General features: G+C 36.4%; 19 protein-coding genes and 2 pseudogenes. 16 read left to right on the top strand and 5 right to left on the bottom strand.

The window, feature by feature from the left end; all coding sequences use genetic code 11:
* Positions 1-187 precede the first annotated feature (187 nt).
* Positions 188-3,262 (top strand): efflux RND transporter permease subunit, encoded by a 3,075-nt coding sequence (locus IPU53_RS16060; RefSeq protein ID WP_207452034.1) that lies wholly within the window; start codon positions 188-190, stop codon positions 3,260-3,262.
* 316 nt (positions 3,263-3,578) lie between these two features.
* On the opposite strand, the gene IPU53_RS16055 is transcribed toward IPU53_RS16060, so the two are convergent.
* On the bottom strand, positions 3,579-3,773 hold the full coding sequence (locus IPU53_RS16055; RefSeq protein ID WP_207452033.1) for an alpha/beta-type small acid-soluble spore protein: 195 nt from the start codon (positions 3,771-3,773) through the stop codon (positions 3,579-3,581).
* 179 nt (positions 3,774-3,952) lie between these two features.
* Here IPU53_RS16055 and IPU53_RS16050 point away from each other — a divergent pair, with 179 nt between their 5' ends.
* Both IPU53_RS16050 and IPU53_RS16045 read left to right on the top strand, forming a co-directional pair.
* Positions 3,953-5,308: a TrkH family potassium uptake protein gene (locus IPU53_RS16050; RefSeq protein WP_207452032.1), complete on the top strand. Its 1,356-nt coding sequence runs from the start codon at positions 3,953-3,955 to the stop codon at positions 5,306-5,308.
* A gap of 82 nt (positions 5,309-5,390) precedes the next feature.
* The gene (locus tag IPU53_RS16045; RefSeq protein ID WP_207452031.1) at positions 5,391-6,377 is read left to right on the top strand and encodes a diaminopimelate dehydrogenase; all 987 of its coding nucleotides are present in this window, start codon (positions 5,391-5,393) and stop codon (positions 6,375-6,377) included.
* A 17-nt stretch (positions 6,378-6,394) separates the two neighbouring features.
* Here IPU53_RS16045 and IPU53_RS16040 read toward each other — a convergent pair whose 3' ends face one another.
* Positions 6,395-7,471, bottom strand: coding sequence for an acyltransferase family protein (locus tag IPU53_RS16040; protein WP_242698346.1), 1,077 nt, complete (start codon positions 7,469-7,471; stop codon positions 6,395-6,397).
* Between the two features lie 342 nt (positions 7,472-7,813).
* Here IPU53_RS16040 and IPU53_RS16035 point away from each other — a divergent pair, with 342 nt between their 5' ends.
* A complete protein-coding gene (locus IPU53_RS16035) occupies positions 7,814-8,068 on the top strand; it encodes an aspartyl-phosphate phosphatase Spo0E family protein (RefSeq protein WP_207452030.1) in 255 nt (84 codons plus the stop codon).
* 395 nt (positions 8,069-8,463) lie between these two features.
* Entirely contained in the window at positions 8,464-9,243 is a 780-nt protein-coding gene (locus tag IPU53_RS16030) for an SDR family oxidoreductase (protein WP_207452080.1), read from the top strand.
* 117 nt (positions 9,244-9,360) lie between these two features.
* Here the strand turns inward: IPU53_RS16030 and IPU53_RS16025 are convergent, their stop codons facing one another.
* The gene (locus IPU53_RS16025) at positions 9,361-11,496 is read right to left on the bottom strand and encodes an ATP-dependent Clp protease ATP-binding subunit (RefSeq protein ID WP_207452029.1); all 2,136 of its coding nucleotides are present in this window, start codon (positions 11,494-11,496) and stop codon (positions 9,361-9,363) included.
* A gap of 251 nt (positions 11,497-11,747) precedes the next feature.
* On the opposite strand from IPU53_RS16025, the gene IPU53_RS16020 reads away from it, so the two are divergent.
* Complete coding sequence (locus IPU53_RS16020; RefSeq protein ID WP_207452028.1) at positions 11,748-12,785, top strand: YkvI family membrane protein; 1,038 nt, start codon at positions 11,748-11,750, stop codon at positions 12,783-12,785.
* Positions 12,786-12,969: 184 nt separating this feature from the next.
* Here IPU53_RS16020 and IPU53_RS16015 read toward each other — a convergent pair whose 3' ends face one another.
* The gene (locus tag IPU53_RS16015) at positions 12,970-13,161 is read right to left on the bottom strand and encodes a YkvS family protein (protein ID WP_207452027.1); all 192 of its coding nucleotides are present in this window, start codon (positions 13,159-13,161) and stop codon (positions 12,970-12,972) included.
* 412 nt (positions 13,162-13,573) lie between these two features.
* Here IPU53_RS16015 and IPU53_RS16010 point away from each other — a divergent pair, with 412 nt between their 5' ends.
* The 5 genes and pseudogenes from IPU53_RS16010 (at position 13,574) to IPU53_RS15990 (ending at position 17,594) form a co-directional block, all read left to right on the top strand.
* Positions 13,574-13,840, top strand: coding sequence for a phosphocarrier protein HPr (locus tag IPU53_RS16010; RefSeq protein WP_242698345.1), 267 nt, complete (start codon positions 13,574-13,576; stop codon positions 13,838-13,840).
* Positions 13,840-14,565: pseudogene (locus tag IPU53_RS16005) on the top strand (phosphoenolpyruvate-utilizing N-terminal domain-containing protein); the annotation flags it as partial. The gene IPU53_RS16010 and the pseudogene IPU53_RS16005, both read left to right, overlap by 1 nt.
* 402 nt (positions 14,566-14,967) lie before the next feature.
* Positions 14,968-15,734: pseudogene (locus IPU53_RS16000) on the top strand (SDR family oxidoreductase).
* 33 nt (positions 15,735-15,767) lie between these two features.
* Complete coding sequence (locus tag IPU53_RS15995) at positions 15,768-16,664, top strand: NAD(P)-dependent oxidoreductase (protein WP_242698344.1); 897 nt, start codon at positions 15,768-15,770, stop codon at positions 16,662-16,664.
* An 18-nt stretch (positions 16,665-16,682) separates the two neighbouring features.
* Positions 16,683-17,594: a chemotaxis protein gene (locus IPU53_RS15990; RefSeq protein WP_313886506.1), complete on the top strand. Its 912-nt coding sequence runs from the start codon at positions 16,683-16,685 to the stop codon at positions 17,592-17,594.
* A gap of 95 nt (positions 17,595-17,689) precedes the next feature.
* Here the strand turns inward: IPU53_RS15990 and IPU53_RS15985 are convergent, their stop codons facing one another.
* Positions 17,690-18,142 carry a YkyB family protein gene (locus IPU53_RS15985; protein ID WP_207452024.1) on the bottom strand — a complete coding sequence of 151 codons (453 nt, stop codon included), beginning with the start codon at positions 18,140-18,142 and terminating at the stop codon, positions 17,690-17,692.
* Positions 18,143-18,337: 195 nt separating this feature from the next.
* Between IPU53_RS15985 and IPU53_RS15980 the strand changes: the two genes are divergently transcribed.
* The 5 genes from IPU53_RS15980 (at position 18,338) to IPU53_RS15960 (ending at position 23,768) form a co-directional block, all read left to right on the top strand.
* A complete protein-coding gene (locus tag IPU53_RS15980; RefSeq protein WP_207452023.1) occupies positions 18,338-18,958 on the top strand; it encodes a DUF3993 domain-containing protein in 621 nt (206 codons plus the stop codon).
* 331 nt (positions 18,959-19,289) lie between these two features.
* Positions 19,290-19,544, top strand: coding sequence for a YkuJ family protein (locus IPU53_RS15975; protein WP_207452022.1), 255 nt, complete (start codon positions 19,290-19,292; stop codon positions 19,542-19,544).
* A 110-nt stretch (positions 19,545-19,654) separates the two neighbouring features.
* Positions 19,655-20,101: a cyclic-di-AMP-binding protein CbpB gene (cbpB, locus tag IPU53_RS15970; RefSeq protein WP_207452021.1), complete on the top strand. Its 447-nt coding sequence runs from the start codon at positions 19,655-19,657 to the stop codon at positions 20,099-20,101.
* 613 nt (positions 20,102-20,714) lie between these two features.
* Positions 20,715-21,596, top strand: a complete 882-nt coding sequence (locus IPU53_RS15965; protein WP_207452020.1) for a LysR family transcriptional regulator — start codon at positions 20,715-20,717, stop codon at positions 21,594-21,596.
* Between the two features lie 417 nt (positions 21,597-22,013).
* Positions 22,014-23,768 (top strand): ABC transporter ATP-binding protein, encoded by a 1,755-nt coding sequence (locus IPU53_RS15960; RefSeq protein ID WP_207452019.1) that lies wholly within the window; start codon positions 22,014-22,016, stop codon positions 23,766-23,768.
* Positions 23,769-23,773: the final 5 nt, after the last annotated feature.

Genomic DNA, 23,773 nt, shown 5'->3' with positions numbered 1-23,773 from the left:
GAACCCCCTGTTCATAGCCTTGTAAGCTGTGAATAGGGGGTTTTTCGGAAAGATAAACGATAGCGAATAAGCAGCACACTTATGTCTCTCTCTTGGAAAAAACAAGGTTGAAGGGAAGCTATTATTATTTATGAAAGAGAATCTTGCTATAATGTAGGTATCGATAAAGAATGGAAGGGGTTTCGTAGTGAATCTAAGTCAATTTTCAATCAGAAGGCCCGTCTTTACCATTGTCACTATGCTACTTGTCATCATCCTTGGAATTGTTTCTCTATTGAAAATTCCATTAACACTCATACCTGATATCAATCCTCCGGTTGCGGTGGTCGTAACCTCTTATCAAGGCGCAAGTCCAGATGAAGTGGTCGAAAAGGTAACAAAACCCCTTGAAGCGAATTTATCAACCTTACCTGGGATTAAAAATGTTAGATCGGTTTCAGAAGAAGGATCAAGTCTAGTTTTACTTGAATTTTCTTGGTCAACTTCTATTGATGCTATCCAAAATGAGGTGCTACAAAGGATCGATATGACTCCAGTTCCGACGGATGCAGATAGACCAAAATTCATGAAATTTGATCCGGCGCAATTTCCTGTTATCCAATTATCATTACAAACTAATGAAAATGAAAATACAGAAGAATTAACCAATGATTTAGTTCAGGAGCTAAAGAAGGTTGAAGGTGTCGCGAATGTTAATCTATCTGGAACAATGGTGGATGAAATTCGAGTCATATTGGACCAGGATAAACTAAAAAAATATCGATTAGCTCAATCTGATATTGTTCAAGCTATCCAAGCAAACCAAATTTCGATGCCAGGTGATACAGTACATACTGAAGAACAAGAATTATCCACTAGAGTTTTGAGTATGCTGCATTCGGAAGAAGATATTGCGGATATTCCCGTTACACAAGAGCCACGCACGGGGGAGAAGATTCTGATTAAAGATGTGGCTGAAGTGAAAAAGCAGCCAAAAAGATCCACAAGTATCACGAGAGCTAATCAACAATCATCGGTGCTATTAAGTGTGTTACAAGAAAGTGATGCGAATACAGCCAGTGTATCGAAAGCATTTCAACAAGAATTAAACGAACAATTAAAGAGAGAACCATTTAAGCATGTCCAATCAGATGTATTATTTGATCAAGGTGATTATATCAAAATGGCGATTGGGAACATTGCTTCTTCTCTTATTATTGGTGGACTGTTGGCGATGGTCGTTTTATTCTTGTTTTTACGAAATATAAAAAGCCCTATTATTGTCGGTCTGGCCATTCCTTATTCTGTGATTGTCACCTTCGTATTAATGTATTTTGCCAATTTTGCCTTTAATATTATGACCTTGGGAGGGCTTGCTCTAGGCGTAGGAATGTTGGTAGATAATGCTATTGTGGTAATCGAAAATATTTATCGTCATTTATCAATGGGGAAAAATTCTAAACAAGCAGCACGCGATGGTGCAAAAGAGGTAGCTGGTGCGATAACGGCTTCGACTTTAACCACTGTGGCAGTGTTTCTACCGGTGGTTTTTATAAGCGGAATTCTCGGGAATTTATTTAAAGAGTTTGCTTTTACAATCTCTTTCAGTTTATTTGCCTCTCTATTTGTTGCTTTAACCGTTATTCCAATGTTAGCAAGTAGGTGGCTTAAAACACCGAAAGGAGATTATGAAGCAAAAAGAAGACGCTCTAAATCATTGAATATGTTAGATCGTTCAATACGCTGGACATTAAGACATCGCTTTGTCGTATTACTGAGCGCTTTCCTGCTCTTCTTAGGTGGAATTGCCGGGGTCAGTAATTTAGGTACGCAATTTTTACCTCCTACAGATGAAGGATTCTTCAGTATCAATATTGAACTGGAAAACGGAGCCGCTTTAAAGAAAACGGAAGAAATTGTGAGTAAAGTGGAGGATGAGTTGAAGAGAGAAGAAGATGTAGGAGTATATGTGAGCCTCATTGGTGCGACACAGGAATCATCTTTTCAAAGGGAGGGAAAAGCGAATACTGCAGAAATGTATGTAAAGCTAAAACCACTTGAAGAACGAGCGCAATCATTATTTGAATTTGTCGATCGTGTAAAACCAAAAATAGAAAAGGAAGTTCAACAAATCAATTCTACTGCCACTCTTGCCTTTAATGTAGAAGCAGCTTCGGGGTTAGCACCGCAGACATTAACATTTAATGTCCATGATACAAACAAGGACAGGCTCGATCAAAACACAAAAAAAATTCATAAGGCATTGGAGAAATTAGACAATGTGAGAGAGTTGGAGTTAAGTACAGCGGAGAGTATGAAAGAAGTTCAAATTCAGATCGATCCAGATAAAGCCTTCGAGCTCGGTCTCACTCCAGTTCAAATCGCAACGATCGTTCATGATATGACAAGAGGCGTCCAAGCAACACAAATGATTTCAGAGCATGATGATGTATATGAAGTGTTTGTATCTCTTGATGAAAGTGACAGCAAGGATTTTGACGAGTTGAAAAATCTACAAATTAGAAAGTCAGATGGTTCTTATGTAAAACTCGAAGATTTAGCAAAGATAGAAAAAGGCGAAGGTCCTGTTGAAATTCAAAGAATTAACCAACAGGATGCCGTGCAATTTACATTGAAATATGGTGCAAATACAGATTTGGGGACTGTGACGAAGGAAGTAAACAAGTTGATTTCAGCTTTAAACATCTCAGATGAAACACAGATAAGTTACAGTGGAGAACAAGAGCTTCTGCAAGACTCGAAAGCAGATATGGTAATGGCCTTAATTTTAGCGATCATTTTAATTTACTTTGTGATGGCCGCTCAATTTGAATCATTTAAATATCCTTTTGTGATTATGTTTACTGTTCCACTAATGGTTATAGGAATTTCGATTTCAATGCTTGTAACTCGCCTGCCTTTGAGTATACCAGCTTTTATCGGCATTATTATACTTGCTGGAATTGTTGTAAATAATGCGATTGTGCTTGTTGATTACATTAACCAAAAGAAAGAACAGGGGATGCCAAGCATAGATGCACTTGTGGAATCTGTTAAGGACAGGGCAAGACCAATCTTCATGACGGCTTTGACAACGATTCTTGGACTTGTTCCTCTTGCGATCGGTATCGGTGAAGGAACAGAAATTAATCAGCCTATGGGAGTCACGGTAATTGGTGGTCTTTTAAGCAGTACGCTATTAACTTTATTTGTAATTCCTGTTGTCTATAGCTTATTTGATCCTGAAACAAGAAAGATGAATAAAAAAGCTAGGAGAAAATAGCTATAACTTTGTGGGAAAATAGAAAGAGGCTGGAGCAAGAGTGTTTTCACCATATACTCGCTCCGGAAATATACTTCGCTTTACGCGGGCGAGTGGCAAGCCTCCTCAGGCTTCGCCTTCCGAGGTCTTGCCAACTCACACTTTCCGCAGGAGTCTACATATATTTCTTTCGCTAAGTAATACATTGTTCGTCTTGGAGCTTAACATTTTAGTTTTGTCCAGCCTCTTTATTTTATCCTGTATCAACGGGCAGTAAAAACCCAGTTGATACAACTCCAATCAATGGGGGAAAACCTCCACGGATTGAAGTTTCACTTTATTTTTTGCCATTTAATTGTGCTTGGGCTTGTTTTACTAGGCGCTTGGTGACTTCTCCACCAACTGAGCCGTTTGCTCTTGAAACTGTATCTGAACCAAGGGATACACCGAATTCTTGAGCAATTTCATATTTAATTTGATCCATGTATTGTTCAACCCCAGGAACTAATAATTTATTACTTTGGTTAGCCATTGTAACTCCTCCTTTACATTTATCTTTAGTATGGTTCGAAATATTTCAAAGGATTCATGGAAATTTACAATAGAATTTGTTATATATGTATTATAAGGAAGATACTTGATAATACATCTTTTCAGGAATAAATTTTTGTTTTATGATAGAAGAATGCTTGGTCTGGAGGAACACACTGAATGAAACACTTGAAGAAAAATAAGATAACGAAAATTACGCCATTTCGCATGCTAGTTACTTATTATTTTATTACCGTAGCTTTATCTGCTATTGCATTAAGTTTGCCCTTTGCACGGAAGCCTGGAGCGGATTGGTCGTTTATGGATGCTGTTTTTACAGCGGCAAGTGCAGTCAGTGTTACAGGTTTGACAACCGTTAGTATTGTCGATACGTTTACGACCCAAGGCATTTTTCTTCTAATGCTGGTTTTACAAATTGGTGGGATTGGCATTATGTCGATCAGTACCTTTTTTTGGTTATTCATTGGCAAGAAAGTTGGCTTAAAACAAAGAAAATTGATTAGAACAGACCAAAATCAATTAAACCTTTCTGGGCTAGTTGCTTTATTAAAACAAATAGTCTATATCATTTTAATTATTGAGTTGATTGGTGCGTTGATATTAGGGACATATTTTTTAAGAGAGTATTCTTCTTGGCAGGAAGCCTACTTACAAGGAATATTTGCTTCGATAAGTGCAACAACCAATGCTGGTTTTGATATAACAGGCAATTCTCTAGTTGCTTTCGCCGATGATTATTTTGTTCAGTTTGTGACGATGATTTTAATCGTGTTGGGAGCTATTGGATTTCCAGTATGGATTGAAGTGAAGAATTTTCTTACACATAAGGAAGAAAATATTCGTTTTCGTTTTACCTTATTCACTAAAATTACAACGACTACCTATTTCTTGTTATTAGGTGGAGGTACAATTATTATCTTGTTAATTGAGTTTAGTCATTTTTTTGTCGGGAAGTCTTGGCATGAGGCTCTTTTTTACTCTTTATTCCAATCCACTTCGATGAGAAGTGCAGGACTGGTAACACTGGATATAAATCAACTAACCCCTTCAACAACCTTATTTATGTCAACGCTTATGTTTATTGGTGCTTCACCTAGCTCTGTTGGGGGAGGAATACGAACCACGACATTTGCATTAAATTTATTATTTTTGTTCCACTTTGCCAGGGGAAGATCAAATATAAAAGTCTTTAATCGGGAAATTCATCACGAAGATGTGATAAAATCTTTAGTTGTATTAATGCTAGCTGTTATTTTGGCAGGAGTCTCTATTTTTATTTTATCTCTGACAGAGGATGAAAGTTTGCTTTCCATTATTTTTGAGGTTGCTTCCGCATTTGGTACCTGTGGGGCTTCTATGGGTATTACAGCAGATTTGTCCATTATAGGTAAATCATTATTGATCTTACTGATGTTTATCGGGAGAATTGGGATTCTGTCTTTTTTGCTAACAATGTCCAATAATGAAAAGGAGCCAGATTTTCATTATCCGAAAGAAAGAGTTATTATTGGTTAGTAGAAAATGTTCAAAAAGTCCGGTGAAAATAACACAGCCTTGAACACGCACTAGCAACATTTTAATCACGGGAGGGAATTTTATGGATAACAAAATTAAAATTGGTATTGTCGGTTATGGTAATTTGGGAAGAGGTGTCGAAGCATCTATTCAAGTAAATGATGATTTAGAGCTTGTTGCTGTCTTTTCGAGACGTGATCCCTCGAGTGTTAAGCCGCTTGGTACAAATGTAAAAGTCGAATCATTTACAAATGTAGAACAGTATCAAGATAAAATTGATGTTATGATTTTATGTGGTGGCTCTGCAACGGATTTACCAGAACAAGGTCCTGAGCTATCTACCTTATTTAATACGATTGACAGTTTTGATACACATGCGAAAATTCCTGAGTACTTTGCAAAGATGGACGAGGTAGCGAAAAAGTCGGAAAAAGTGAGTATCATTTCCGTTGGTTGGGACCCAGGCATGTTCTCGATGAATAGATTGTTAGGAGAAACCATTTTACCAGTTGGAGATACATATACATTCTGGGGAAAAGGATTAAGCCAAGGGCATTCTGATGCTGTTCGTCGTGTAGAAGGGGTGAAATTAGCGGTTCAATACACACTACCGATTGAGGAAGCGGTAAATCGTGTTCGAAATGGTGAACATCCAGATTTGGCAACGAATGAGAAACATTTACGCGAATGTTATGTAGTACCAAAAGATGGTGCCAATACAGCGGAGATTGAAGAAGTCATTAAAACAATGCCTCATTATTTTGCCGATTATCATACAACGGTTCATTTTATTACTGAAGAAGAATTTCAAGCTAATCACACAAAGATGCCTCACGGTGGTTTCGTAATTAGAAGTGGAAATACTGGAGAAGATCATTCACAAATAATGGAATTCTCTTTGAAATTGGATAGTAACCCTGAATATACAGCCAGCGTGTTGGTCGCTTATGCACGTGCAGCTTATAAAATGCATCAAACGGGAGATAGCGGAGCTAAGACAGTATTTGATGTTCCAATCGGGCTCTTATCCCCAAAATCTCCAGCGGCTTTACGAAAAGAACTATTGTAATATAAAAAACACAACAACTAATCAGTTGTTGTGTTTTTATATGCCTCATTTTTGGGTTCCTTTAGATTTTTAAGGAATTGTGTCCATCTTGACCATTTTAATTCAATAAAAGGTTGGACAATCGTTGTTACTAATTTGCTTGAAAGAAGAAGTGTTACCCCAAAGGAAACAATTACTAAGATGAGCATGCTTTGCATGGGATCTAAATAATTCTCTACACTGCTTCCTCTAAATGTGCGGATGATGAAGCCGTGTAACAAGTAAACATAAAGTGTATTGCGTCCCCATTTTGTAAAAAAGACTCTTTTACGAGGCACGAATGCGAAAAAGCAACCTGCCATAATTAAATTTAAGGCATAGACTCCTGTTCTCGTAAAGATGCCGAGAATGGTTATGTTCTGTAATTGACTATAAGGTTTGGAGCCAAGTAACCACGTTTCATTTAAATTAGGAAAGATGATCAGTAGAATAACATAAGCCAGAATCGGTATGGCAGCCCATAACTTTGCCTGAGAAGAAGCGACTTTTTGAAAATGTTCTTTCTTTAAATAAAAGCCGATAAGAAAGAAAGGGAAAAACACAAATGTTCTAGACAAGCTTAAATAATTTGAAACCCAATCAATATAGCCAACAGCCAAGCCAATAATAAGCGCACATGCTATTGCATATATGGGTTTCCACTTATTGAATGCTAATAACATCAAATGCCAGAAGAACAGGCTTAGTAGGAACCATAGTGACCAATGAGGATTTAGTAAATCAAGCTCCAATGAGGATTTCCCTAATTGAAAATAATAAAAAATAGAGTAAATACCCTGGAAAATCAGATAAGGGATAATTAGTTTCTTTGTTATTTTCTTAATATAGCCTTTTTGGTAAATTCCTTTTGCAAAATAACCTGAGATCAAGATAAAGGCTGGCATATGGAATGCATAGATGAATTTATAAAGTGTCGCAACGAATGTATTCGCATCAACATAAGATTGAATCAAATGGCCAAATACCACTAAAAAAATTAAAATAAACCTTGCATTATCAAAATAAGAATCTCTATTTGCCATATCATTCACCGCTTTTTCTATTGTTATTACCATTGTACCCTTCATTTTATTAGAATAACATTACGGTTCAATAAATTTTAGATGACAGCTGTTAAAGAAAAGAAATTTTTGTAATGATGAGTGAAACGGTGAGAAAAGGGGTCTATAGAACAAATGAGGCGACAAAAACTGACTATTTTTTTATTTAACATAAAAAAATTGCGTAATTCTGTTTATTTGACAGTGAAAACTAGGCGTTTTTATAGGAAAATGTGAACAATTGATGATAAAGGTTAAAAAAAATGTCTACTTTTGCGAATCTATTTACTTTTAATAATAATGTTGAGATAATGTCATAGTTGAGTTTTGAGGAAATTAATTGGAGGAGAACGGGGTATGTATTATAGCGCAAAAGATCAAAAAATGTTATTAGCGCAAATTCAAGAAAAGCGTAAAGAAATGTATTTATTTGGTGAGTTATATGGCTTGAACGCAGAAAAAACAATAGTTTGCAGCCAAGAACTAGATTCAATGATGAATCAATACTATCAAGCGTACCAAGTGACAAGAAACTCCAATCAAAGTAGAATTCCAAGAAAAAGCGTGAATAATCAATTTGTTAAACAGCAAAAACTTCAAACAGCAAAATAGACAGTTTTTACATATAAGAGATTTGGAAGCGATCATAGAACGATCAATAGGATCGAAGATAAAATGGATCTGCATTTATTGAGGTTCTTGTCAGAAATGCGGGATAAAGGGTTGCTCCTCTTTAAAATAAAGATGTCTATACAAACAGCACATATACAATTGATTTAGGGGGAATGTTAAAGCTCCGCGATCCACTTTAGATGGATCGCGGAGCTTTACTATTAAGATTAAGAAGGGGAAATTTGGAGAAAGTGACGAAATACAAAAAAAGTAACTGTATCGAATCTTGATCGCTTGAGCCTCGGACGGCCTCTTTTGTGTATGCGAATGGAGTAAAATTTTGAAGTCTGGGTAAACTTACCGCTGAGGAGGGATTTTACATGGAGAGTAAAAAAATGTCCTTAACCGGTAAAGTTGCGATTGTAACTGGAGCATCTTCAGGAATTGGGGCTGCCAGTGCTATACAATTAGCGAAAGCAGGAGCATCTGTTGCATTATTCGACTTAAAAGAAGAAAAAGCAGAGAAAATAAAGCAAGAGATTGAGAATATAGGGTCCAAAGCTATGAATGTAGATGTTGATTTATCAGATCCTGAAAGAGTTGAAGCTGGGATGAAACAAGTGATGGCGGAATTTGCAAGACTTGATATTGTTTTTGCAAATGCAGGAATCAATGGTGTTGTGACCCCAATTGAAGATTTCGAGCCGGAAGAATGGGATCATACGCTGACAACCAACTTAAAAAGTACTTTTTTAACTGTCAAATATTCTATTCCTCACTTAAAAGAAGAGGGAGGGAGTATCATTATTACAAGTTCAATCAACGGCAATCGGAAGTTTTCTGGAACAGGGATGTCTGCATACAGCAGCTCAAAAGCTGGACAAATGGCCTTTGGGAAAATGGCTGCTTTGGAATTGGCCTCTTACAAGATTCGTGTGAATATTATTTGTCCAGGCGCTATTGAAACGAATATTGGCGAAAATACTCATCCTGAGCAAGATAAATTGCAAAAGGTTAAAATCCCTGTTCAATATCCGGAAGGAAGTCATCCACTTGAAGATGCACCTGGACAACCAGAACAGGTGGCTGACCTTATCCACTTTTTAGCATCAGATGCTTCAAGCCATATTACGGGATCAGAAATTTATATCGACGGAGCTGAAACATTACTATAATCTCCGTTATCTAGCATTTTAAAAAAGAGAAAGAGATTGCCACTTTTTGGAAGCGGCAATCTCTTTCTTTGGTAATGATTCACTGACAGTTGATTGGATAACGAGATGGGAAATTCATTATTCATGAGACTGTGAAACAATCGTTATCTTTTGGTCCTCTACAATTGCTTTTAAATGTTTTTCGTGGTTGTGATCAAGGACCAAATCGGCTATTTGATCTTCAAGTTGTTCTTGAATCGCTCTACGAAGTGGACGTGCCCCAAAATCAGGGTGGTAGCCAACCTCAAGTAATTTTTCTTTCACCTCATCAGTTATGTCCAAATGCATATCATGTGCACGCAATTTATGTTGGAGCTCATCTAAAAGCAACTGAATAATTTGAAGTAAATCATTCTTTTCTAATAAATTGAACTCAACAATGCTATCAAATCGGTTTAAAAACTCTGGTTTGAAAAACGAGCCGAGAGATTGCAGGATACTTGTCTCCTTCATTGCTGCACTTTGATGAAAGCCGACATGAATTGGTTTTTCAGTAATTCCGGCGTTACTAGTCATAATAATGACCGTATCTTTGAAACTTACAGTTCTACCTTGACTATCTGTGAGTCGACCATCTTCAAGGATTTGTAAAAACATATGTTGGACATCAGGGTGAGCTTTTTCAATTTCATCTAATAGAATAATGCTGTAAGGATTACGGCGAACCTTTTCAGTTAATTGACCTGCTTCGTCATGGCCAACATAGCCTGGAGGTGAACCAATTAATTTTGACACACTATGTTTTTCCATATATTCGCTCATATCTAGGCGAACGAAGGCTTCTTTTGTACCGAAAAGTTCTTCCGTTAAAGTTTTCGCTAATTCCGTTTTCCCAACCCCTGTAGGACCGACAAAAAGAAATGAACCAATTGGACGATATTCGTCTTTTAGTCCAGCACGGCTGCGACGGATGGCTTTTGCAACTTTTTTAACGGCTTCAGCTTGCCCAATCACTCGCGCTGTTAAATTCTTTTCTAGTTCCTTCATTTTTTGTTGTTCATCACTTTGTAACTTTCCTACTGGAATTCCTGTTTTCCTTTCAATAATGCTTTGGATATCCTCAGGATGGACGGTAAGCTGTGATTCAGAAGAAGTTGTAGTATTTAGTTTGTGCTCTAGTTCTACCTCTTCGTCTCTTAATTTAGCTGCAAGTTCATAGTTTTCTTGCTTTAAAGTAGTTTGCTTTTCTTTATCGATTTCAGCAAGTCGTTGATGGATGGCTTCATGAGATTCATCCTTAATGGTCAAATTAAGTTTAGAACCGGCTTCATCCATCAAATCAATGGCTTTGTCGGGGAGATATCGATCTTGAATATAGCGAGCAGATAAATCGACACATGCTTTCAAAGCTTCATCACTATATTGAACTTGATGATATTTTTCATATTGTTCTTTTAATCCGAACAAAATGTCCAAAGACTTTTCTAGAGAAGGTTCTTGAATTTGTACTGGTTGAAAACGTCTTTCCAGTGCAGCATCCTTTTCGATTTGTCTATACTCTTTCAATGTTGTTGCTCCAATGACCTGCAATTCACCACGAGCAAGAACTGGTTTAAGAATATTTCCGGCATCCATCGATCCTTCAGCTGAGCCAGCACCAACTAATAAATGAATTTCATCAATAAAGACTAGAATATTTTTGCGTTCCTGTAATTCCGTTATTAATTGTTTCATCCGTTCTTCAAATTGTCCACGGATCCCTGTATTGGCTACTAATGAGGCTACATCAAGTAAATAAACCTCTTTATTTTTTAATTTGGCAGGCACATCCTGTTGGATAATTTTTAGAGCTAGTCCTTCTGCAATGGCGGTCTTCCCAACACCTGGTTCACCAATTAGGACTGGATTATTTTTATTTCGGCGATTGAGTATCTCAATCGTTCTTTTTATTTCCTCATCTCTTCCAATGATTGGATCAATTAAACCAGCCTTTGCAGCATGATTTAGGTTACGACCAAATTGATCTAGAAAACCATTTTGTTTTGTCGAAGTTTTGGCAGCTTGTTGTGAATGGCCTTGACTATTTTGAGAAAAGTTGTCAAATAAGTCTTCCAAACCACCAAAACCATTAAAAGGATTTCCCATAGAAGCTCCCAATTTTTCCTTTTCCTGTATATAACAATCTTGACATAAAGGCAATGTTTGTTTTTGTCCATTGACATTTAGATGAAGATGGATCTTTGCTTGGTTTGCTTGACATTTAGCACATAACATGCATCATCAATCCTCCATTGTTTAGTCGTTGTTTGATTTTAACTAACTTTGACTAATTGATAGTAAAAAAGGTGAAGGTCAGCAAGAAAACTTTGACCAATTTCGACCTTATGGCTTTATTATACACTGACCTTTTTTGACTTTCAAGTAAAAAAGTCACTTTTTATGATTTTTTTTAAAAAGGATCATATAGATATAAAAATGATTCCTAAATTTCGAAAGGCAAAAATAAGATGAAGTGGGGCAGTAAATTGAATAAGTGGACAGGGGCTTTTCAGATAGCAGCAGTGTATGTAGGAACCGTTATCGGGGCAGGCTTTGCGACCGGTAAAGAGATTGTAGAATTTTTTACCCAATATGGATTGTTTGGACTGATGTCCATATTAGTCGCAGGATATTTGTTCATCTTTTTTGGAATGAAGGTGATGACAAAAGCAATTGATATACAAGCGACTTCTTTTATGGAGTTAAACAATGATTTATTTGGACAAACATTTGGAAAAGTGATGAATATCTTAATGACTGCGATGTTGGTGGGTGTATGTGGAGTCATGCTTTCGGGAGCAGAGGCTTTATTTGTAGAGCAATTAGGATGGGGAAAAACAACTGGGTCTGTGATGACAATTATCCTGTGCTTGATCGTCTTATGGGGTGGATTGAAAGGCTTATTTGCTGTAAACATATTCGTTGTTCCCACCCTTATTATTTTTAATTTATTATTAATGTACACCTCTCTTTCTTCTCCCTTATTATGGTCAAGTTTATTTTCCTTTGTGAGTATGGATCACACTTGGAAAGCAGTTGGTTCAGCATTTTCATATGCCGCTTTTAATCTCACATTAGCCCAAGCCGTACTAGTTCCTGTAGCGACCGAGGTCAATGATAAAGCAACTGTAAAGCTTGGTGGGTTCATAGGCGGGGGGCTGCTAACGATCATCTTAATTTCGAGTCATATAACTTTATCGACACTTCCAGACCTTTTAATCTATGATATCCCAATGGCGACTATTGTAAAAAATGCGATGAGTGGGTTTTATTTTCTGTATTTATTTATTATATATGGGGAGATCTTTACTTCTTTGATTGGTAATATGTATGGGATTGAAAGACAAATAAGTCAATTTTTCTCACTAAAAAGTATTTGGATTTATATTATGATGATTGCAGTCATTTATATAATCGGGAGAATTGATTACGGACAGCTCCTCGGTCTTTTATATCCTTTATTCGGTTATATCAGTTTGATTTTTTTATTATTATTATGGTTGAAGCCAGTGAAAAATAAGTAAGGTTGAAAAAAATAGATGTTTACAACTTTACTTTAAGCTCTTGAAGCAGTTAACGTAAAAAGGAGTGAACTAATACGTTTCTGATAACGAAAAAACGAAGGGGAAAAATGAACCGCCCTTCGTTTTTATAGATTTTCTCGTCATCTATAATTAGCTGTAAAAGCTTTTAATTAAACAGTAGTAATTATACACTAAGAGAACCCTTAATAATTTTATAGTTTTTATGGTTGATGACTGTTTTTTCTTCTAAATCAAAATCACGATAATTTTCCATGTACGTTAAATCAACAATAACAGAATTCTCATTTACCTTCTCTACAATTCCTTGAAAGCCGTCTTTAAATTCAACAATGTCTCCGATTTCAGCAATTTTCAATCCAATCTCTCCCTTGTTTATTTCTCCCGCATTCATTGGCTGTAAGCCCTTCACTTTAGAATTTGTGGAAAACTAAGAATGGTAAGTCAAGGATCAACAGCCAGTAAAAGCCTGATTTCTTCAGGTCAACAGGAAGGTTTCATTTTATCCACTTTCATGATTTTTAAGGTATCTGGATGATGTTTCTAAAATCATTTATTAATTATTTCTTCATATTTTGCACTACTTCTTAAAAAAGTGCAAGAAGAAAAATTGTCGCTGTTTTTTCAAATAAAACTAAGAAAAATAGGGAAAAGATAAAAAAAGATTAAATTTCTTTGATTTTTGTTGCTCAAAGATTGACGAAACAGGCAAAATTAGCTAATTTTGTACTGAGGGTACTTTTAACTTAGTCAAAAAGGAGACGATGTAAATGATTGAAAAGCAATTCACTGTAACAGCAGATACTGGAATTCACGCAAGACCAGCAACTGTACTTGTTCAAACAGCAAGCAGATATTCTTCAGATATCCAACTAGGATTTAAGGACAAAAAGGTAAACCTTAAGTCGATCATGGGGGTTATGTCCCTTGGAATTGCCAAAGATACTGTAATCACGATCAGTATAGATGGAAGTGATGAGAAAGAGGCAATGGCTGGTATTGAAGAATTGCTTGAAAAAGAAGGCCTTGCGAAATAATGTCAACTTTATTAAAAGGGATAGCAGCATCTAGTGGAATTGCCAGCGGAAAAGCATATCTACTTGCTCAACCAGATCTTTCTTTTAAGAAAATCGCTATCTCGGATGCTGAGGAAGAGGTTCATCGTCTTCACTCAGCATTAAATGCCGCTAAATCTGACCTAGAATTAATACGTCAACAGACTATAAAATTAATAGGGGAAGATGAGGCGGCTATTTTTGACGCACATCTCCTAGTTTTAAGTGATCCTGAATTATTGACAGCGATTACAGGAGGCATATCGGATAACAAAGTGAACGCTGAAACTGCTCTAACAGAAACGACAAATCATTTTGTTCATTTTTTTGAACAGCTTGAAAATGAATATATGAAAGAAAGGGCTACAAATATTAAGGACGTATCCAAGCGGGTTTTAAGTCATTTATTAGGCGTGAAAATCCCTAATCCTGGTTTAGTAGCTGAGGAAGTGGTCATCGTAGCGGAGGATTTAACTCCTTCTGATACCGCACAATTAAACACACAATTTGTACAAGGTTTCACGACAAATAATGGCGGGCATACTTCATATTCGGCAATCATGGCAAGGTCAATTGAAATACCAGCTGTTGTCGGGACTATAGAGGCAACATCCGTTATCAAACAAGGAGATTTGCTTATCGTTGATGGATTTAATGGAGATGTACACATTAATCCAACTTGTGAAATTGTGCAACATTATAAAAGGTTTGTAAAAAAAGAAATAAAAATGTAATCTACTTGTAATTAAAAGTCAAGTGTATATATTGGCGTTAAGTGGTATACAATAACTATGATTGAATGATACGATTCATTCATTCTCATTTTTCCCCCTTTTTACGCTGGACTAATATCCAGCGCTTTTTTTGTTTTTAAAGATGATGAAATTCTAATTAGATTATCAAGAACAAAAGCGCAAGCGCCTTGATCAGCCCCGACAAGCAAATGTTCCTGAACCTAGGAAGGGGCTTTTTCCCTTCATAGGTTCAGGGTTATTTGACCTCGAGGGGCTAGGCGCTGGAGCTGGATGACAAAACTCAAATTACAACTTATCCACAAACGACAATTTTATAGTTTTCTTAACAACAAGAAAGGGTGTTTAGGATGGGAGATGGGCTTAAGAGGGAAACGTGTATTGGTTATCGCATCAAGTCAAGGCTTGGGGAAAGCCATCGCGGAATTATTTGTAAAAGAAGATGCTGATGTAATGTTAGCAAGTAGAAATATGGAAAGCCTTAGAGAAGTCCAAACGGAATTTGAGCATTTTCGACAAGGAAAAGTAAAAATTACTACTTGTGATATTACAGAGCCTGGTCAAATTCAAGCGGTGATGGATGAAACGATTAAGGAGTTAGGTGGTCTTGATATATTAATTAATAATGCTGGTGGTCCTCCTGCTGGTGGATTTGAAGATTTTCAGGATGAAGATTGGCAATCAGCATTCGAACTTAATTTATTATCCTATGTACGTATTATCCGAGCAGCATTACCTTACTTGAAAGAACAAGGAGGACGTATTATTAATATAGCTTCGTCTTCGATACGTGAACCGATTCCAGGTCTTATCTTGTACAACACATTCAGAATGGGGATAATGGTTTAGCGAAAACATTAGCAGATGAATTAGCCCCTTATCATATTTTAGTAAATACAGTTGCACCCGGTAGAATATTAACAGACAGAGTATCCCAATTAGATGAAATAAACGCTAATAAAAAGGACGTTAATGTAAAAGAAATTAAAAAATCTGCCGAAGAGAGTATTCCATTAGGGCGCTCGGGGACGCCAGAGGAATTTGCGAAAGTAGTCATCTTTCTCTCTTCAGAGGCTAATACATATATGACAGGTAGTAGCTTTTTTGTTGATGGGGGAAATTAAGATCCGTTTAATATCATGGGGAGGATGAAAAATATGAATCACAAAAAAGAAATGATTGGATTTATTGGTTTAGGGGTTATGGGAGAAAGTATGGCGAGAAACTTAATGGCTAATGGATATTCAGTTAATGTTTACACAAGAACGAAAGAAAAGGCGAAGAGATTAATTGCTGAAGGAGCAAAGTGGGTAGAAAATCCTAAAGAAATGGCCGGGAATACCGAAATAATAATTACAATGGTTGGATATCCAAAAGATGTAGAAAATATCTATTTTGGTGAACAAGGGATTTACGCTGGAATAAAAGCAGGATCGATTGTGATCGATATGACGACATCTACACCATCTTTAGCTAAAAAGATTTATGAAGAAGGGAAAAAGAGGGAGGTTCATGCATTAGATGCCCCGGTGTCTGGTGGGGATATCGGAGCTAAAAAGGGAACTTTATCGATCATGGTTGGAGGGGATCGGCAAACGTTTCAAGAATGCCATTCACTCTTATCCACACTTGGTGAAAATATAGTCTATCAAGGGCCGGAGGGATCAGGACAGCATACAAAAATGTGTAATCAAATTGCTATTGCCTCCAATATGGTTGGCGTAACAGAAGCTTTTGTCTATGCTGAACATGCAGGACTCGATCCGGAAACCGTATTAAAATCAATTCGTAATGGGGCGGCAGGAAGCTGGTCGATGTCAAATTTAATTCCAAGAGTCATAAAGCAAGATTACTCCCCGGGATTTTTTATTAAACATTTTATTAAAGATATGGGAATTGCCCTTGAGGAGGCAGAGAAGATGTCCCTTCGTTTGCCTGGTTTAGAACTTGCAAAAACATTATATGATTCTCTTGCTGAACAAGGAGAAGAAAACAGTGGTACGCAAGCTTTGATAAAATATTGGAATTTATCCATGGAAGATAGTGGGTCATAGAAAGGTAGGAAAACAATTGTGAAGGATCAGTCAGAAATATTATTAGAAAGTGGCACCAATGAGCTGGAAATCATTCAGTTCAAGATTAATCATCATGTATTTGGTATAAATGTATTAAAGGTGAGAGAAATTATTCTTCCAAGCTCTCCGATGCCCATACCACACTCACATCCATATCTATTGGGAATTATTCAATTGCGTGGAGAGGTGCTGCCTGTGGTGAGTTTGGAGCGCTCCTTAGGAATGGAGAGTGAATCTGATCGCGATTCTTCACAGGATAAGTACATTGTTACAGAATTTAATAGCAAACAAGTTGTTTTTCATGTTCATAATGTAGATCGTATTCTACGAATATCATGGAATAAAATAGAGAAACCTTCCAATTTATATGCGCTAGACTCTTCGAATGTAATTGGCGTCATTAAAGAGAATGATAAGATGATTTTAATGTTAGATTTTGAGAAAATTATGGTGGATATTAATCCAGAAGCCGGTATTCATCCTTCTAAATTAAAAAAAGTAGATCGAAAAGAACGTTCGGGAAAAAGGTTAATGGTTGTTGAAGACTCCCCATTACTAAGGAAATTACTTGCAGATACTTTAGCTGTCGCTGGTTATGAACAAATTGAATTTTTCGAGAATGGAAGAGAGGCATTACATTATTTAGAGACGATATTAGCGCAAGGAAATGACGTTCTTAAAGAAATTCAATTAGTGATTACTGATATTGAAATGCCACAAATGGATGGTCACCATTTAACGAGGAGACTGAAAGAAAACCCGCAACTCGCGGGGTTACCTGTTATTATCTTCTCATCTCTTATTACAGAAGATCTATTTCATAGGGGACAAGCGGTAGGCGCTGTGGACCAAATTGCTAAACCAGACATAGATAAGCTAGTTGCAAAAATCGATCAATATATTTTATAGTAAGAGAGCGTAACAGAAAACGGATCCCGATTAAATTTGGGATCCGTTTTGCCTTTCAATAAATAAAAATACCAAAGGGATCATTGCTTAGATCGTTAGAAAAAGCTATCTCCCAGTTTCTTGAATACTGGTTTTTGTGTATTGGTAGAATTTGGGTCTTTGTTTTCTTTTATACCGGTATATTTCTGAAGAAGTCGTTTGGCTGTATTAAGGGACATGCGGGTTTTTGGGTTGCGGGATTGCTGATTCAAATGCCCGAGATGAGGGAGTTCTCCAAAATCATTTTTAGTGGGTGGTATATGGAATAAGTAATCTCCACACTCTACTAAGACATCTGATTGCTGTTGGCTAAACTTGGGATTCCTCGAAAAGTGGAGGCCGATCTTTGTGGCTTTCTGCTCTTGGATCATTTTATGAAGAGCATTTTTTTTTAAAATGTATAAATATTTTGGATTTATTGCTGATTTGGCATGGCGGTTGACCGTAAAAATAGCCTGTGAAAGATTGGTAACAGAGAGTTCCATTGCTTTATTGGCTTGTTCATCCATACAATGTACACCTTTCCATTAATATTTACTACCATTATACCATTGTTGAGTTCAAAAAGAAAGATAAGGACAAAGCAAAATCGCAAATTTGCTGATATCCTGAAATATGTTGAAAATAAGTCTAAAGAATCAGGGAGTAGGGCTGTTAAGAGGGTAAAGAATACTATACGAGATATACTTTATGAGGTGAAAGAAATGTATAGGAAGATCGTAATTGGATGTTTTATGAGTATTTCTTTTCTATTAGGAAGTGTAGCAAACGTCGATGCTGAAGAAAATCAGTTCGATTTTTTTGAGTTTATGCAAAAAGCTTTTAACGTACAAGTTAGTTTAAGCGAAAAAGGGAGATCCATATCAGAAATTGAACAAAAAATGGCACCTTATTTTACTGAATCATTTATTGACCAATTTATAGAAGAAAATATAGTGAAGACTGAAGAGGGCTATCAGACCCATGGGACGGACTTTGCTCTCTATTATATTCCTTACTTTTCTTACAGTGACAGAACAAAGATGATCGAATATAAAAATCAATTGTATATTATTGAAAAGATTAACGAACATGAAGGACCCGTCAAATTTTCCGACAGTTATCAAGGCGTACGATTAACGAAAGAAAAGGATTGGAAAATTGCTGATGTCCTATGGGTTGTACCAGAAGAGATAATACAGGAAGCACAGTCAGAAAGTAATAAACGAACGCAGGGACAAACGAACGAAATGTTTGAATCAAGCCTACGTTCTGTTGTCACTATTCAAAATATATTTCCTGTGTTTTGGAATTATACAAATGAAGCCTTCTTAAATCAAGAATAAATGGGGATTCGGATTATCATGTAGGGCTGGGACAAAAGTTTTTTTCACCAAAGGAAAAAACGAACTACCAGTGTGTATAAAACTCGCTTCGGAATATACTTCGGCTCCTGGAATCTGCCGAAGATTTACTTTCCGCAGGAGCCTAAATATATTTCTTCACTAAGGTAATTGTTGGTTTTTAAACCTTAGCATTGCAGCTATGTACCAGCCCTATTAGCGGCATTCGAAAAATCCACTATTTTCTGACTACCTTAACTTTTAATCATGAGGTTTGCATTCAGGTTCTCAAGTCTTTTATAATTACATTGTCTTTCAAGAAAGGAGTTTAACAATGTCACAATTAGTAAGCATTATACAAAGGCTTCAAACCATGCAAAATAATGGGGATCAAGAGGAAATTCCCCAACGATTATTTGAAGTGAATCAAAAAATTCTATGTCAGGTGAAATATTTCCCTGCTTCTCACACATACGAGGTGGAGGAATATAGTAAAGATCATGACAAACAGAAATACCAATTTGATGATATTGATATGGCTGCGATAGAGATCTTTGACATGGTCCAAGAAGAGAAAGAACGTTCCTAAAACACCCAGTTCTTAAAAATTCGTTAAAAATACATCAAATAAAGCGTTTTCTTTTCGGGTTTATGTTAAAATGGGGAAGAATGAAGATTATAAAGAGATGAGGGATTGGAATGATTTCCTTACAAAGTCATCAAAACATGAACCCACAAATAAGTGATTATATAATTCCAGCCGAAAAAGTTGCGCATGTGCAAATCGGGAATAACTTGGAACATGCTTTATTAGTCTTAACAAAAAGTGGTTATTCCGCTATTCCAGTTTTAGATGCACGATTTAAGCTACATGGATTGATTAGTTCTCCTCTTATTACAGAATCCATACTTGGATTAGAACGAATTGAGTTTGAGAAATTAAGCGATAAAAAAGTTGAAGATGTAATGCAAATTCAAATTCCAAAAATACAAGTGGACGAAGAGTTTGAAAAAGCACTTGATTTGTTGATTGATTATCCTTTTTTATGTGTTGAAGATCGTGAAGGTTTTTTTGAAGGAATCTTTACAAGAAGAGTTCTTTTAAAGGAATTGAAAAATTATCTAGGTAAATTAAATCATGTATAAAGATGGCTCCCGTTAAGGGAGCTGATATTTTTGTTGCTTAAAGATGTTCAAAAAGGACCAAGTCGGCGATTACGCTGACGTCAATCTTTAAAGCCCCAAGGTGAACTTAACCTGTTTATCCCGCATCAACGGCAGTAAACCCCCACCTCAAGGCTTTAGAGAAGACGGGGAAGCAAAGGTGGGGACTAACCTATCTTCAGCGCATAGCGACTAGCAAACTTTCTGCTTCTGTTTGCGTAAATCAACATCGACTCATGGTTCGCCGTGTTATCGAGCTCCTAATCAGCCGTCTTTCGCATTTCATATATCTTTATCTCAGGCATACAGGAAGTACTAGTGCAGCAGAGCGAAACGCCAGGACGGTGCGAATTTAGCTTTTCATCCTTATTAATTAAATTTGTACGTCGCTGGACAGGCGCTTCCACTTTTTTGAATAAAGGCCCAATTGGTTCAGACCTGTAGGATGCAGGTCACAAAGGCGTTTACAACAGGGTTTCAAAATAGCCTTTGATCTTCTGAAATCAGTAGGAGATAAGAGAAAACCCCACTGGTTGAAGTTTCATTTGCTCCTTTCTTTGTGAACATCCTCTAAAATGGTGAAAGGAAGATACAAATGTCTTTATCTGACTATCAGCTGCTTGTCGTGCTTGCAAAGGAAGCGAATATGCGTAAGGCAGCAGAAAAATTATTTGTATCACAACCGGCATTATCCCAGCGTCTACAAAATATCGAAAAATATTGGGGCGTTGCCTTATTTCTCCGAACGCAAAAAGGATTGATTCTTACACCCTCTGGAGAAATTGTTGTCAATTTTGCAAAGAATATAATAGAGAAACAAAATCGGGTATTTGAAGAACTGCAATCCCTTCATACCCATGTGCATGGAACATTAAAAATTGCTTGTGCTTCAATTGTAGGTCAAAATTGGCTGCCAAAAGTATTAAAAGAGTTTCTTCGTATTTATCCATACGCGAAAGTTTCTTTAATAACAGGCTGGAGTAGTGAAATCCTAAAGAGTCTATATGAAGGTGAGGTTCATATCGGGATTATAAGGGGAGCTACAGATTGGAAAGGAATAAAACATCACCTTTTTGAAGATCAGCTCTATTTAGTGGATCGTGAAATTCAAAAAGTGGAAGAGGTATTAGAAACAGAACGTCCTTTTATTCAATTCAAAAGCGACTCAACCTATTATCAAGAAATTCAAGATTGGTGGCATCGCCAATTTCAAACTTTTCCCAGGCGGACCATTGTGGTAGACCAAATCGAAACTTGTAAGCAAATGACATATAATGGCATAGGTTATGCCATCTTACCTGCGATTACTCTTTCTGGTTCAGAAACAGATGTTTTTAAAATTCCGTTATTAGATGATAAACAACAGGCAATCAATCGTGATACATGGTTATTAGGATATGAATCTGTTTTCGAACTTCGTCAAGTCAAAGCATTTGTCGATGTGGTTCAAACATTTATCTCGAATAAACATCCTTGATGAGATGATTCTAACCAAAGCTAATTACATACCATTGAGCAAAAACCTATTGCATATGACCTGTAAAGCAAGGGGTTAAACGGTTATAAATTAGTCATTAAATAAATTGCATGCATTGAGTAAAAAATCATTCATATGTTTTGAAGATGCCCATATGATTTCAAGGGTATCTTTTTTTTATTTTTTTAAACAATTCCCTCGCAAGACGAAAGGAAAAGCATTATAATAGTCAAGGTAAAATACATCATTAATTGGAGTGTGGAAGATTTCTTCTAAAAAATAACAATTCAAACTTTAGTTGTAGAGCGTATCGGATATTCGAATGAATACAAATAATTTATTGAAAAACAGTAGAAATTTATTTCGGAAACCGATATATTAAGTATCATGGCCAAAAGCCATAGAGGAGGGGACTTTATGCAAACGTTTAAAAAGTTAAGGCAGTACTATTGGCCATATAAAAAATTCTTTATCACATCCGTAGTTTTTTTGTTTCTTGTTACGGCAATCACGGTTATTTACCCAATCATTCTTCAATTGACCATTGATAACGTTGTGTTAAACCAGCAGTACGATTGGATTATTCCTTTAACAGTCGCCTTTTTTGGAATCATGATTGTTAAGGCGGTTGCGACCTTTTTTCAGCAATATATGGGGGATTTATTTGGAATTAACTCTGTATATAGAATGAGAAAAGTGTTATATGGCAAGTTGCAATTTTTGCCATTTCGTTATTATGATAATGCAAAGACTGGAGATTTAATGTCACGGTTAACAGCTGATGTTGAAACATTTCGATTCTTTTTATCCTTTGGTTTCGCAGAGATTCTTAGACTTATATTATTATTAACCGTTACATTTGGAGTTATGTTTTATTATTCAGTTCCATTAACATTCGCAACAATGATTTCATTACCTTTTTTATTTTTCGTTGTTTATAAGTTTGATAGGGCTGTTCATCCAGCTTTTCGAAATATCCGTCGTTCGTTTGGAAAATTGAACACAAATGTTCAAGAGAGTATTTCTGGTATTAACACGGTAAAATCATTGTCACGAGAAGAATTCCAAAATCAAAAATTCAATATCTCGAATGAAGACTATAAGGACCGTAATATCTTTACCTCGAATATTTGGGCGAAATATTTTCCACTAATGGAATTTTTAGGGAACTTCTGTGTAATTGCGTTATTGTCTCTAGGGGGATATTTTGTAATCAAAGGTTCTTTAAAGCCTGGTGAATTAGTAGCTTTTTATAGTTTGGTTGGATATATTTTATGGCCGATTATGAATCTAGGATTTACCATCAATCAGTTTTCGCAATCCAAAGCATCTGGTGAGCGCCTATTAGAAATCTTAGAGGCACGAGAGGATATTACAGACAAAGAAGATGCTTATTCACCTGAAAGACTTGAAGGAAGAGTGGAATTTAATGACGTTTCTTTACGCTATGCGGGTGAAGATAATTTATCCTTAACAGATATAAGCTTTGAAGCTGAACCTGGTGAGATCATTGGACTTGTTGGGGCTACTGGATCAGGAAAAACCAGTATTACACAATTGATTACGAGATTTTATGAGGCTGAATCTGGTGAGGTGCTTGTGGATGGAAAAAATGTTAAAGACTATTCTTTGAAAGCATTAAGGAGCAATATCGGTTTTGTATTACAGGAAAGCTTTCTGTTTTCATCAACGATTAAAGCGAATATTGCTTTTGGTCGACCGGATGCAAGTATGGAGGATATCATTGATGCAGCAAAAAGAGCAGATGCCCATGAGTTTATTATACAATTGCCTGATGGATATGATACTGTACTAGGTGAAAGAGGTCTAGGATTATCAGGAGGGCAAAAACAGCGAATAGCCATTGCGCGTGCTATTTGTCTCGATCCAAGTATTTTAATTCTTGATGATGCAACAAGCGCCGTAGACATGGAAACGGAATTTAAAATTCAAGGGGCCATGAGAGAAGTAATGCATGGAAGAACAACATTTATCATTGCCCACAGAATTTCTTCATTGAAACATGCGGATAAAATACTTGTGCTAGAGAATGGTAAAATCGTTGAAAGAGGCACACATGAAGAACTCATTCACGGAAATGGTCTATATGAACGTGTATATAAAATTCAGTTTCAAGATCAAAAGGCCATTTTGCAAGGGCAAGGAGGGTGAGTAAT

Origin of the sequence: Bacillus sp. SD088, assembly GCF_017355205.1 — a bacterium.
Taxonomy (GTDB): domain Bacteria; phylum Bacillota; class Bacilli; order Bacillales; family Bacillaceae_C; genus Lederbergia.
This window is presented reverse-complemented; position numbering and strand designations above follow the sequence as displayed.

Bases quoted from the DNA above. Each gene is read 5' to 3' on its own strand.
- IPU53_RS16055 (WP_207452033.1), bottom strand. From the start codon at position 3,773: ATGGCTAACCAAAGTAATAAATTATTAGTTCCTGGGGTTGAACAATAC.
- IPU53_RS16050 (WP_207452032.1), top strand. From the start codon at position 3,953: ATGAAACACTTGAAGAAAAATAAGATAACGAAAATTACGCCATTTCGC.
- IPU53_RS16045 (WP_207452031.1), top strand. From the start codon at position 5,391: ATGGATAACAAAATTAAAATTGGTATTGTCGGTTATGGTAATTTGGGA.
- IPU53_RS16040 (WP_242698346.1), bottom strand. From the start codon at position 7,471: ATGGTAATAACAATAGAAAAAGCGGTGAATGATATGGCAAATAGAGAT.
- IPU53_RS16035 (WP_207452030.1), top strand. From the start codon at position 7,814: ATGTATTATAGCGCAAAAGATCAAAAAATGTTATTAGCGCAAATTCAA.
- IPU53_RS16030 (WP_207452080.1), top strand. From the start codon at position 8,464: ATGTCCTTAACCGGTAAAGTTGCGATTGTAACTGGAGCATCTTCAGGA.
- IPU53_RS16025 (WP_207452029.1), bottom strand. From the start codon at position 11,496: ATGTTATGTGCTAAATGTCAAGCAAACCAAGCAAAGATCCATCTTCAT.
- IPU53_RS16010 (WP_242698345.1), top strand. From the start codon at position 13,574: ATGATTGAAAAGCAATTCACTGTAACAGCAGATACTGGAATTCACGCA.
- IPU53_RS15995 (WP_242698344.1), top strand. From the start codon at position 15,768: ATGAATCACAAAAAAGAAATGATTGGATTTATTGGTTTAGGGGTTATG.
- IPU53_RS15985 (WP_207452024.1), bottom strand. From the start codon at position 18,142: ATGGATGAACAAGCCAATAAAGCAATGGAACTCTCTGTTACCAATCTT.
- IPU53_RS15980 (WP_207452023.1), top strand. From the start codon at position 18,338: ATGTATAGGAAGATCGTAATTGGATGTTTTATGAGTATTTCTTTTCTA.
- IPU53_RS15975 (WP_207452022.1), top strand. From the start codon at position 19,290: ATGTCACAATTAGTAAGCATTATACAAAGGCTTCAAACCATGCAAAAT.
- cbpB (WP_207452021.1), top strand. From the start codon at position 19,655: ATGATTTCCTTACAAAGTCATCAAAACATGAACCCACAAATAAGTGAT.
- IPU53_RS15965 (WP_207452020.1), top strand. From the start codon at position 20,715: ATGTCTTTATCTGACTATCAGCTGCTTGTCGTGCTTGCAAAGGAAGCG.
- IPU53_RS15960 (WP_207452019.1), top strand. From the start codon at position 22,014: ATGCAAACGTTTAAAAAGTTAAGGCAGTACTATTGGCCATATAAAAAA.